General features: G+C 35.8%; 9 protein-coding genes and 1 pseudogene. All 10 read right to left on the reverse strand.

Features of this window, described 5'->3' with window-relative positions:
• Window positions 1-17 precede the first annotated feature (17 nt).
• Window positions 18-659: a sporulation membrane protein YtaF gene (gene ytaF, locus LPC09_RS18765; protein WP_231307991.1), complete on the reverse strand. Its 642-nt coding sequence runs from the start codon at window positions 657-659 to the stop codon at window positions 18-20.
• A gap of 172 nt (window positions 660-831) precedes the next feature.
• Entirely contained in the window at window positions 832-1,656 is an 825-nt protein-coding gene (gene mutM / locus LPC09_RS18770) for a DNA-formamidopyrimidine glycosylase (protein WP_231307992.1), read from the reverse strand.
• A gap of 99 nt (window positions 1,657-1,755) precedes the next feature.
• Window positions 1,756-4,383, reverse strand: a complete 2,628-nt coding sequence (gene polA, locus LPC09_RS18775) for a DNA polymerase I (RefSeq protein ID WP_231307993.1) — start codon at window positions 4,381-4,383, stop codon at window positions 1,756-1,758.
• 249 nt (window positions 4,384-4,632) lie between these two features.
• Complete coding sequence (hflC, locus tag LPC09_RS18780) at window positions 4,633-5,562, reverse strand: protease modulator HflC (protein ID WP_231307994.1); 930 nt, start codon at window positions 5,560-5,562, stop codon at window positions 4,633-4,635.
• Window positions 5,552-6,526 (reverse strand): annotated as a pseudogene (gene hflK, locus LPC09_RS18785) (FtsH protease activity modulator HflK). Before hflK ends, hflC begins: the two are co-directional and overlap by 11 nt.
• 354 nt (window positions 6,527-6,880) lie before the next feature.
• Window positions 6,881-8,650, reverse strand: a complete 1,770-nt coding sequence (pnpS, locus tag LPC09_RS18790) for a two-component system histidine kinase PnpS (RefSeq protein WP_231307995.1) — start codon at window positions 8,648-8,650, stop codon at window positions 6,881-6,883.
• On the reverse strand, window positions 8,643-9,362 hold the full coding sequence (locus LPC09_RS18795; protein WP_231307996.1) for a response regulator transcription factor: 720 nt from the start codon (window positions 9,360-9,362) through the stop codon (window positions 8,643-8,645). The genes pnpS and LPC09_RS18795 overlap by 8 nt, the downstream gene beginning before the upstream one ends.
• Window positions 9,363-9,560: 198 nt before the next feature.
• Window positions 9,561-10,037, reverse strand: a complete 477-nt coding sequence (locus LPC09_RS18800) for a MaoC/PaaZ C-terminal domain-containing protein (protein WP_231307997.1) — start codon at window positions 10,035-10,037, stop codon at window positions 9,561-9,563.
• A gap of 124 nt (window positions 10,038-10,161) precedes the next feature.
• A complete protein-coding gene (gene mdh / locus LPC09_RS18805; protein ID WP_231307998.1) occupies window positions 10,162-11,100 on the reverse strand; it encodes a malate dehydrogenase in 939 nt (312 codons plus the stop codon).
• Between the two features lie 178 nt (window positions 11,101-11,278).
• Window positions 11,279-12,550, reverse strand: a complete 1,272-nt coding sequence (gene icd, locus LPC09_RS18810; protein WP_231307999.1) for an NADP-dependent isocitrate dehydrogenase — start codon at window positions 12,548-12,550, stop codon at window positions 11,279-11,281.
• Between the last annotated feature and the right edge of the window lie 33 nt (window positions 12,551-12,583).

The raw sequence follows: 12,583 nt of genomic DNA on the forward strand, positions 1-12,583 counted from the left end.
TGATAAGCCTCCATTGTCTAAAGTTTCCATATCCCTATCATAATGAGAATAATACCCGGGAGGCAAGAAAATTTGTCCATCCACGCAAATTTAGAGAAAATATGTCCTGATTTAATCCCAATAGATACAAATAACGAGCTCATACACGCTACTAGTAAACTCATTACAATAGGAGAATAACCTAATAACGCAGCGCCAATACCCGCTCCAAAGGCATCGAGTGATAATGCCAGCCCGAGTAACAATGCTTCAACACCTGTAATCGTACCAGATTTATCAATATCTGCCGTCATAGGTTTTCTAAGTATATTAATGACAATTCCAAATGTTTTGATTTCAAAGTTAATTAACATTTTTTCCGTTTCTTCTTCAACTGAAGTTTCTTCTTTTGCAGGACGGAAAAATTGGTATAAGACCCATGCCCCAATAAGCATTAAAATAAAGCCACCAAGCTTTTCTGTTATATAAACCGGAAAAACTCTTGTTAAAAGTTCACCAAGAAACATTGCCCCAAGCATCGTGGCCGCTGAACAACATGCGATAATAAAAATCGACTTAAAAGGGATCCTCATTTTTCTCATTCCATACGTAAATCCAACCGAAAAGCTATCCAAACTAACTGCGAACGCTAATAACAAGAGTGATGTATATTGAAACATACTGCCTAGCCCCTTCCTTCTAGTTGCTAACATAGTGTATGATGAACGCCCAGAGAATGTTAAAGAAGGTCGCTTTATTTTTTGAGTATGGATTACCTTATGATTTATATTGATTCTTTATAAACAAAAAAGGCAAAAAACATATTTATGTCTTTTGCCTTTTTTCTTCGACCTATTTTTGACATTGCTCACAATAATGAGTTCCTCGTCCGCCTACGACTGTTTTTGTTAATGTTTTTCCACATTTTTTACATGGCTCATTTGTTCTGCCATAAACGTATAATTGAAGCTGAAACATACCGATTTCACCTTGTGTATTTACATATGAGCGAACAGTACTGCCTCCTTGAGCAACTGCTTCTTCAAGGGTTTTAATGATTTGCTCATGTAAAATCTTATATTCCGCTTTTGTTAATTTACTGGCTATACGATCTGGTTTAATACTTGATCTAAAAAGAGCTTCATCTACATATATATTGCCAAGTCCCACAACAACTGATTGATCTAACAAAGCCGTCTTAATTTTCCGTTCAGTTTTTGCCAGACGACCTCGAAGATATTCCACCGTGAATTCTTTAGAAAATGGCTCAGGCCCTAGTTGGGAAAGAGGGAGTGTACTTTCTTCTTCTCCCTTCTTAAATAAATGCATAGTCCCGAACTTTCGAACATCCCGATATCTTAATTCCGTATGATCTGTAAACGTAAAAATAACATGTGTATGATGATCAAATTCCTCCTGTGGTTGATATAAACCATATCTTCCTTCCATTCGCAAATGAGAAACAAGAACAAAATCATCAAGTATAAATTTTAAGAATTTGCCTCTGCGCTGAACATCATGAATTGTTTGACCAATGATTGCATCTCTAAATTGTTCAGGCTCTTCTGGCTTTTTAATGATTTTCGGCCAATGAATATTGACTCCGTTAATCGTTTTCCCTTTCACTAACTGAAGCAATGTTCGTCGTACCGTTTCAACCTCTGGTAATTCAGGCATTGTAATTTGTTCACATCCTTTTCACATTAGTGCTTGGCTTATCACCAAGTTCTAATGAAAAGTAAAGGGGCCAATCAAGCCCCCTACAGTTTTCTATGCTTATTTTGCATCATACCAGGAATCTCCATAAGAATAGTCCACCTTTAATGGCACTTTTAACTCAACCGCATTTTCCATTACTTCTGGAACAATTTTTTCTAAAATTGACACTTCTTCTCTAGGAGCTTCAAAAATCAATTCATCATGCACCTGTAATAACAGCTTTGTTTGCAGCTTTTCTTGCTTTAATCTTGCAGCCATATCAATCATCGCTTTTTTGATAATATCGGCTGCGCTTCCTTGAATTGGAGTGTTCATAGCTGTTCGTTCAGCAAAGCTGCGAAGATTAAAGTTTCTGCTCGTGATTTCAGGAATATACCTTCTTCGATGAAGCAATGTTTTAACATAACCCTTCTCTCTTGCATCAGCTACAATATCATCCATATAGTCCTGTACTCCAACAAAGGATTCTAAATAACGCTTGATAAATTCACCGGCTTCTTTACGAGTAATCCCCAAACTTTGAGAAAGACCAAAATCACTGATTCCGTATACGATGCCAAAATTAACAGCCTTGGCTTGTCTTCTCATATTTGAAGTCACTTCATCTTCTTCAACATGAAACACATCCATAGCTGTTTTCGTATGAATGTCTAAATCATTCTGGAAGGCTTCTACTAAATTTTGATCATTTGCGATATGAGCTAATACCCTTAATTCAATTTGTGAATAGTCAGCTGCAAAAATGACCCAATCTTTATGAGAAGGTACAAAAGCTTGACGAATCTTACGTCCTTCTTCTAATCGAATCGGTATGTTTTGTAGGTTAGGATCGATTGAGCTAAGTCTTCCTGTTGTTGTTAGCACCTGGTTAAAACGAGTATGAATTTTATGCGTGTCTTTATGAACAACTTTTAATAACCCTTCAATATAGGTTGATTGTAATTTACCTAACTGACGATAATGAAGGATATCCTTTACGATTTCATGTTTATCTTCAAGCTTTTCTAATACATCCGCTGAAGTTGAATAACCTGTTTTCGTCTTTTTCACAACTGGCAGCTGAAGCTTCTCAAATAAAATAACACCAAGCTGCTTTGGAGAATTAATATTAAATGATTCACCAGCATGCTCATAAATATTTTTTTCAAGAGCGTTTAATTGTTCTGCTAAATGTTCACCCATGTCTTTCAAACGGTCCACATCAACAGCTATTCCCTCAGCTTCCATTTGTGCAAGAATAAGAGATAAAGGTAATTCTAAGTCATACAATAAAGATGATTGATCATTTTGTTCGAGTTGTTCAATTAACTTTTCTTTTAAATCAAAGATCGCTAAGCTCTTACGAACAAGGTGCTCACTAAGAGTCTCTTCACCAGGAATAGAACGTTTTGCTCCTTTTCCATAAACAACCTCATCAGCTTGTACAATCGATATGCCATGTGATTTAGCTACACTAGCTACGTCATCAAATGTTGCCGAAGGATTCAATAAATATGCCGCAATTAAAATATCAAAGTCAATTCCTTTTAAAGAGATTCCTTTCCAACTTAAGCCAACCGTTGTTTTTTTACCATCATAAACTGTTTTACGTTTGGTTTCGTCTGCAGCCCATTCCTTAAATAAATCAGAATTAAGAGCAAGTTCAGCTGATATATAATAATGACCATTTTTATTTATAATTGAAACGCCACTTATGTCAGCTTGGTGATAACTATCCTCTAGTATTTCTACATACAGTGCTGCTTCATCTGTCAGTATATCTGAGGTAAGCTCTGTTACGTTTTCAAAGCTGATATCCTCGTATACTTCTTCCTCAGCTACATCTTCACCCATTTTTTCTAATAAAGAATTAAAGCCTAGTTCCTTAAAGATTTCCTTTACTTTACTAGCATCGAATCCTTCATATCGTACTTCATCCAATGTGATTGCTAAGGGTGCTTCACAATCAATCGTTGCAAGCTTTTTACTCATTAAAGCCTGCTCACGATTTTCTTCAAGCTTTTCCTTTAATTTTTTCCCACTTACTTTTTCAATTGAATCTAATACACTCTCTAATGTTTTAAACTCACTTAACAGTTTTATTGCTGTTTTTTCTCCCACTCCCGGTACACCAGGAATATTATCAGACGTATCTCCCATAAGACCTTTCATATCAATAATTTGCTCAGGAGTTAATCCATACTTTTCCATCACAAAGTCAGGAGTGTAAGAATCCACATCTGTTATCCCTTTTTTTGTAATATCAACTGTTATCTTATCTGTAACCAATTGAGTTAAATCTTTGTCCCCTGATATTACCTTAACTTCATAGCCATCCTGTTCAGCCTGTTTGGAAAGAGTACCGATAATATCATCTGCTTCATAGTTTTCCAGTTCATATCTTGAGATTTGATAAGCATCTAATAGTTCTCGAATAAATGGAAATTGCTCTGAGAGCTCAGGTGGGGTTTTTTGTCTTCCACCTTTGTATTCTTGGAATGTTTTATGTCTAAATGTTGTTTTACCAGCATCAAAAGCCACAAGCATATGAGACGGCTTCTCATCTTCTAGTATTTTCATTAAAATCATGGTAAATCCATAAATTGCGTTCGTATGTATACCTTTGTCATTATTTAATAATGGCAGGGCAAAGAAAGCTCTATAGGCAATACTATTCCCATCAATTAATACTATTTTTTTCGTCAACTTTTACAGCCTCCTGTATTCATTGTTGAACAAGCTCTTGTTCAACATTTTATGTCTAAAGCTCTCTTTTACTGGTCTATTGATTTCTAATTCAGACACTCTCTTTTTGCAGGAGGTCCTGGAGCACTCTTTTACTTGTACATGTACCTAAATTAGCAATAAACCAAAAAAAGACCCCTTATTTCCCTCTATTTTATCATGTCTTTAAATAGAAAGGAAAATCAGGGGTACTGTATGAATTGTTATCGTTTACTGGACTCCTTTTAGCAAGGAAGCATAAGGAGAATTAAATGGAATAATAATAACAGTCTCTTCATCTATCGTCTGTTTATACAATTGTAATGTTCGATACATTTCATAGAAGCTTGGATCCTTAGAATAAGCAGTGTTATACATTTTCGCTGCGTCTCTTTCCCCCTCACTTCGAATCACATCAGCATCTGCCTGTGCCTTTGCTAGCATCTCTTTAACTTCTCGATCGGTATCTGCAATAATTCGATTCTTTTCAGCGTCACCTTTAGACAAATATCCTTGTGCAGTTGATTCACGCTCAGAAATCATACGTGTGAATACAGACTGTTCATTTTCAGCCGGTAAATCTGTTCTTTTCATTCTCACATCTGCTACAACGATCCCATAGTTCCCCTGTTCTAATAAATTATTAACAATTTCAGTTACTTTATCATTTAAGCTTCCTCTTGATGACTTTTCATCATTAATAATTTCGTCATAGTTTAATTGACCTAATTCAGAGCGAACGGTTGAGAAAACATATTCGGCCATCTTTGTTTCTGCGTTCACAATTGATCTTGCATTTGAAATCATTTTTTTAGGATCACTTATTCGCCAAACGGTATAATTATCAATGATTAACCGCTTTTTATCCTTTGTATTAATTTCTGCCTCTTCAACATCATAAGTCATCTGATATTTAGGTAGTGTTGTAACTGACTGAATAAATGGTATTTTAAAATTTAATCCTGGTTCTTCTATAATTTTTACAACTTCACCAAATTGACGAACAACCTTATATTCATTTTCCTTAACAATAAAAAGATTGGTAAATATTAAGACAAGTAAGATAATTAAGACAAGAAGAATAATGCCCCCACGTAAATACCCCTTAAATGAAAAGGCAGGTTTCTTCTCCTCCATGTTCACGATATTATCATTGGCCATTTGTAACACTTCCTTCCTGTTCTGCTGGTACGACAGGCTTTGAAGCCGGATCCTTAATTGGCAAGTATTTCATCGTGTTCCCATTGTCTTCCATAATATAAATCTCAGCATTCGGGAGAACCTGATCGATTGTTTCTAATACTAAACGCTTTTGTGTAATATCTTTATTATTAACATATTCGTTATAAATGGCATTAAATTGAGCAACATCCCCACGTGCCTCTTCTATGCGGGCTGCTTTATCACCAGCTGCAGAGGACATAATCGCATCCTTTTCCCCTTGTGCTTCTTCTGTTCGTTGATTTCTGTATTTATTCGCCTCATTTTTACGTGTATTCATCGTTTCACGAGCATCGGTAACTGCTGTAAAAGCTTTCCTAACCTCTTCGTTTGGTAAATCTACATCCTGTAATTTTACGGCTAAAATGGTAATTCCAATGTCATATCCATCAACAAGATTTGTTAGTAATTCCTGAACTTGCTTCTCAATTTCAACTTTTCCAGATGTTAAAGCGTCATCAATTGTTGAACTTCCAATAATACTTCTTAAACTCGCCGATGTTGCATCCTCTAACATCTCCCGTGGATTTTCAGCATTAAATAAATATTTACCCGGCTCGGTAATTTTCCACTGAACGACCATATCTGCTAAAACGATATTCTCATCACCCGTAATCATTTTTGTTTCTTTTGGAAAATCTTTCACTTCACCATCCTCAGATTCCTCATAACCAAACTGTAAACTGAAAGTTTCTTTAGATAGAACTTCAACTGATTGGATTGGCTATGGCATCTTAAAATGTAATCCTGGTTCACTAATTCCTTCTTCTACCTCTCCAAGAGTGATCATCACGGCTTGTTCTGACTCATCTACGGTATACCATGAAGTAAAAGCAACAATTCCTAAGACCACAATTAACAACGCAAATCCGAAGATCGTGAGTACTCGTTTTATACTTAACATCCAACCCCTGCCTTTCTTATTCGGTACATTTAGTATGTACTGCTTTATTTTCTTGTTAAGTTATATACGAATCATCATTAAAAAGGTTTCATATTTCCCTTTTAATAGCTTCCCACTATTAGTATTAATTAGAAAATAAATTTATGAAGAGTTGAATTTATGAGGATTTATTATGACAACAAAAAAGGGACGTGAGTTTATTTGGTAAACTCACGTCCAAAAGATTGGCTCCTTGGATGAAGGGGTTTTCACTTAGTATATTACCAACATTTTATTAAGTAATAATAAACCTAGTGTAAATTAATTGTAAATAATGTCGAAATTAACAGATAGAAAGGTTTTATGGTCACTACGTTATGAAGTTTCATCAAATTTTCTATTCAGCTTAACTGTAAACGTAGTACCTTTTCCAACTTCACTTTCCACACTAATTTGACCTTTATGAGCTTCCACCAAATGTTTTACAATTGCCAAACCTAAGCCTGTTCCACCCGAGTTTCTACTTCTCGCCCTGTCAACACGATAGAAACGCTCAAAAATACGTGCGATTTCCTCCGTTTTAATGCCAATCCCTGTGTCTGAAACAGTAACGATTGCATAATCAGGATATTTATCCACTTTTGCATGCACATAGCCACCTTGTGGAGTATATGTTAGAGCATTACTAATTAAATTAATAAAAATTTGCTTTAATCGATAAATGTCGCCTTCAATATAAGTAAGACCTTCAGGTAAAGAGACAGAAAGCTCTACCTCTTTTTCTCTTGCTTTATTTTCTAACATTACGATAATATCATCCAAGATCTCTCGTAAATCACATGTTTGGATTGATAATTCAAATCCTTGCTGTTCAATTTTCGATAAATCAAGCAAATCTTGAATTAAAGATTGTAAACGGTCGCTTTCCTTTAGAATAATGGAAAGGAAGTATTCGGCTGTTTGCTTATCACTAAGTGCTCCGTCCAGTAATGTTTCACTAAATCCTTTAATCGATGTGATTGGTGTTTTTAATTCATGTGATACATTCGCAACAAAATCCTTACGCATCTGTTCGAGTTTTTTAAGTTCAGTAATGTCATGAAATACAAGGACAATTCCTTTCCATTCATCATTTGTTCCAATAATAGGTGCCCCATACACTTCAAAATGCTTACGTTCAATCTTCAAGGGAAGATGAAGCTGCTTTCTGACTTTTACCTCAGTCATAAAAATCTCTTCCACAATTTCAATAATTTCTTTATGAGTAAACGCGTCATAATATAATTGATAAAGAAACTTAGCTGAGTCAACCTCAAATAATTCTTTATATGCCCTGTTGACTAAGTTAATATAACCTCTACCATCAATCAAAATTAGCCCGCTTCCCATATTTTCAATTAACGTTTGCAAACGATCTTGCTGCATTTCCTGTGCCCTTGTCATATCTTGAAGGTTTCTGGCAAGTATATTAATTGACTGACTCAGTATTCCTGTTTCGTCTAAATGATCTTCATATGTACGTGCTTTATAATTTCCCTTTGCAAGTTCCATAGATACTTTAATTGCAGACTCAATCGGTCTAGTAAATTGGGCTGTAATTCTTACTCCAATTAATAATATAATGATGAATGCGATTCCGAGACTAGCTACTAGAATACCCCACATTTGTTGATTTACTTTAGTTAAAGAGCTCACAGACGCGCTAACGAGCACAATCCCTTCATAAGCAGCTTTTTCCTTTATAGGCAATCCATAATAAGCAAGCCCATGAACTTGGTCACTATAATAATAGCCCTTAGTTTGTCCCCTCATGATTGGAAGTACGTTATTCTTCAATGAATTCATATCCAGATCTTGTGTTAGGTCACCAGCATCAAACAAAATGGTATTATCTTCATCTATAATCGTAATATGTGATTTATAATCCTTCCCTAAGTCAGAAAGTAATTCTGAGATTTGAGAGTTTGATAAATCCTCACGAGATATTATCGTTAAGATTGAGTGTGCTTCTCTTTGTAACTCTTCTTTAAACGTGTTCAAATAGTAGCTATTAAAAATTTGCCCTAGCAATAACCCTAAGCCAACCAGTACTGCAATGATTAATGTAATAAGGGCAAACAAAAAGCGTGAACGAAATCTATTCATTCAGCTTTGGCTCCTCAAGCTTGTACCCCAACCCTCTTATTGTTTTAATATATAATGGTTTTTTTGTATTTCTTTCTATCTTTTCTCGTAAGTGACTAATATGAACATCCACAATTCTAGTATCACCAGCAAAATCATAATTCCAAACCGCGCTGAGCAGCTGATCTCTTGTAAGAACTCTTCCCTTATGTTTAGCTAAATACACTAGTAATTCAAATTCTTTTGGAGTTAAATCCAAACGCTCTTTTCCATAATAAGCCTCGTAGTGATCAGGTAACACTCGTAAATCGCCAATCAGTACTTGATTTTCATCCTCAATTTCTTGCACCTCAGGTTCAGGCTGCGACTGACTGCGTCTCAATATGGCCTTTATTCTTGCTACAACCTCTCTAGGGCTAAAAGGCTTTGTCATATAATCGTCTGCACCTAATTCTAAGCCTAATACTTTATCAAATTCATCGTCTTTTGCCGTAAGCATAAGAATTGGCACCATGATTTTCCTTTGTCGAAGCTGTTTACACACTTCAATTCCATCCATTTTCGGAAGCATTAAATCAAGCACAAGTAAATCAGGCTCTTCTTTTATACAAAGATTCAGACCTTCTTCTCCATCCATAGCTGTTGAGACTGTATAGCCTGCTTGTTCCAAATTATACTTTAACAAGGTTGAAATTGATTGTTCATCATCTACTACTAATACTCTCTTACTCATATAGGCCTCCAGAGATCAAATTTCCCTTCAATTGAACCAATCTATTTTATTCGTTTTTTCTCTATGTATGTTAGTTCTATTCTAGCGAATAGTAGGGAAAAAGGGCAACTATTGTTTAAAATAATGTTTATGTTTAAAATTAATTTCCACAAAAAAACTGGCTCTAAGTAGAGTCAGTTAGTAATCAGCACATTTTAGTTAGAAATTTTCTAGTGCCTTGCCTTCCATTGGAGTCATTTTATGAGGAGGGCATACTGTAATTTTTCCTTCTAGAACGGTTTTTTCTTCACTATTCACAGCATGAATATCTACAACAATTTTGTTATCTGAAGTATGGACTTCTCCTACCTCAAACAAAAATTGGACAACATCATAATGGTATAACGGTTGAAGGAATGAAATTTCTTGGTTTACAATGTGGCTTCCTGGACCAGGTAAATATTTCGATACAGCTGCTGTAATGATTCCAGTTAGCATGATTGTTGGTACAATCGGCTTTTCATAAGGAGTTTGTGAGGCATAGTCATGCTGAATATAAAGCGGGTTGGCATCATTGGTTAATCCTAAATAAAGAAGTAAATCTTTATCTTCAATTTTTTCTGTTAGAGTTAATTTTTCTCCAACCGATATTTCTTCGATATGTCTACCAATCTTTCTCTTTTTGCCAAGAAGCATTTTAACACCCCTTTTTCTAAATTAGTGAACCTAATTTACAACACTGCAATTACTATTAGGTTATTTCTTAGTAAAAAAGAAAATTGAGGAAATCCTCAACTTTCTTTTTATTTTAAACACTTTCTTAAGATAATACTTTCATAACGTTTCTAACAGAATCAGCAGATTTTTCAAGAGCTGCTCTTTCTTCTTCGGTGAGTTCAAGTTCAATAATTTGTTCAAGACCATTTCCACCTAGTACAGTTGGAACACCTAGGTAGATTCCATCAAAGCCATATTCTCCTTCAAGATAGACAATAGATGGAAGAACTCGTCGTTGATCTTTTAAAATGGCCTCTACCATTTCCACCAGTGAAGCTGCAGGTGCATAGTATGCACTGCCGTTGCCTAGTAGATTAACGATTTCACCGCCACCCTTACGTGTTCTTTCAACAATTGCATCTAATCTGTCTTTAGACATTAATGTTTCGAGAGGAATACCACCCGCATAAGAATAGCGTACTAATGGTACCATATCATCACCATGTCCACCTAAAACAAACCCTGTTACATCCTTCACAGAAAGGTTAAGCTCTTGTGCAACAAACGTACGGAAACGAGCTGTATCTAACACTCCTGATTGTCCAATCACACGATGCTTAGGAAATCCCGACTCTTTAAAAACTGTATAAGTCATTGCATCTACAGGATTGGTTAACACAATAATCGTGCATTCAGGAGAATACTTAACAATTTCTTTTGTTACAGCCTTCATTATGCCTGCATTTGTTGTAACAAGATCGTCACGACTCATACCTGGCTTCCTAGCAATACCTGCTGTAATGACGACAATATCAGAACCTGCTGTGTCTTCATAATTAGATGTTCCGATTATGTTTGCGTCGAAGCCTTGTACCGGACTAGCTTCAAGCATATCAAGAGCTTTCCCTTTTGTTGGGTTTTCCATTTGAGGAATATCAACTAATACTACATCTGCAAGTTCTTTTTGCCCTAATAAAAACGCTGTAGTGGCTCCAGTGAAGCCCCCACCAATTACGGAAACTTTTTTACGCTTAATAGCCATATGTAAACATCTCCTTAAATATTGTATAAATTAGGAAAGAGGGCAAAGCGCATAAATGAAGTACATTTATGCGCAAAGCCCCTCTTAGATTTATATTCGACTTTTAATGGTCAATTCTTGCAGAGTATCTAGATACCCTAATTACTGTGTTTTTTAACAGAGCATTTTAGGTTTCAAATTAACCCATGTTTTTGATTAATTCGTCACCGAACTCAGAGCATTTAACTTCAGTTGCACCTTCCATTAAACGAGCAAAGTCATAAGTTACAACTTTTGAAGCAATAGTTTTCTCTACTGATTTCATTACTAATTCAGCAGCTTCAGTCCATCCTAAGTGCTCAAGCATAAGAACACCAGAAAGAAGAACAGAAGAAGGATTAACCTTATCAAGACCTGCATATTTAGGAGCAGTACCGTGTGTTGCTTCGAAAATTGCATGTCCTGTTTCATAGTTAATGTTTGCTCCTGGAGCAATACCGATACCACCAACTTGTGCAGCAAGTGCATCAGAGATATAGTCACCATTTAAGTTCATTGTTGCAACAACATCGAACTCACGTGGACGAGTTAGAATTTGTTGTAAGAAGATATCTGCAATAGAATCTTTTACAATGATTTTACCTGCTGCTTCAGCATCAGCTTGTGCTTTGTTTGCAGCATCTTTACCTTCGTTTTCAACGATGCGGTCGTATTCAGCCCATGTAAATACTTTATCACCGAATTCTTTCTCAGCTAGTTCATAACCCCAGTTTTTGAAAGCACCTTCAGTAAATTTCATAATGTTACCTTTGTGAACAAGTGTTACTGATTTACGGCCATGTTCAATTGCATAGTTAATAGCAGCTCTCACTAAGCGGCTAGTACCTTCTTGTGATACAGGCTTAATTCCGATACCAGATGTTTCTGGGAAGCGGATTTTATTAACACCCATTTCATTTTGTAAAAAGCTGATAAGCTTTTTAACTTCATCTGAACCATTTGCATATTCAATACCAGCATAAATATCTTCTGTATTTTCACGGAAGATAACCATATCTGTATCTTCTGGACGTTTAACTGGAGAAGGTACACCTTGGAAATAGCGCACTGGACGTAAGCAAGTGAATAAATCTAATTCTTGACGAAGTGCAACGTTTAGAGAACGAATTCCTCCACCGATTGGTGTTGTTAGAGGTCCTTTGATTGCAATTAGATATTCACGAATCACATCAAGTGTTTCTGCTGGTAACCATTCACCTGTTTGATTGAAAGCCTTTTCACCAGCTAATACTTCTTTCCAAACGATTTGTTTTTCTCCGTTGTATGCTTTTTCTACAGCTGCTTCTAGAACACGTGATGCAGACGCCCAGATATCAGGACCAATTCCATCTCCTTCAATGAATGGGATTACTGGGTTGTTTGGTACGTTTAATACTCCATTAGTTGTTGTAATTTTTTCACCTTGTGTCAAGAAAATTACCTCCCGGGTTATGTAATTGATTTT

Source organism: Metabacillus sp. B2-18 (genome assembly GCF_021117275.1).
In the GTDB taxonomy this organism is placed as follows: domain Bacteria; phylum Bacillota; class Bacilli; order Bacillales; family Bacillaceae; genus Metabacillus.

Bases quoted from the DNA above. Each gene is read 5' to 3' on its own strand.
- ytaF (WP_231307991.1), bottom strand. From the start codon at position 659: ATGTTTCAATATACATCACTCTTGTTATTAGCGTTCGCAGTTAGTTTG.
- mutM (WP_231307992.1), bottom strand. From the start codon at position 1,656: ATGCCTGAATTACCAGAGGTTGAAACGGTACGACGAACATTGCTTCAG.
- hflC (WP_231307994.1), bottom strand. From the start codon at position 5,562: ATGGCCAATGATAATATCGTGAACATGGAGGAGAAGAAACCTGCCTTT.
- pnpS (WP_231307995.1), bottom strand. From the start codon at position 8,650: ATGAATAGATTTCGTTCACGCTTTTTGTTTGCCCTTATTACATTAATC.
- LPC09_RS18795 (WP_231307996.1), bottom strand. From the start codon at position 9,362: ATGAGTAAGAGAGTATTAGTAGTAGATGATGAACAATCAATTTCAACC.
- LPC09_RS18800 (WP_231307997.1), bottom strand. From the start codon at position 10,037: ATGCTTCTTGGCAAAAAGAGAAAGATTGGTAGACATATCGAAGAAATA.
- mdh (WP_231307998.1), bottom strand. From the start codon at position 11,100: ATGGCTATTAAGCGTAAAAAAGTTTCCGTAATTGGTGGGGGCTTCACT.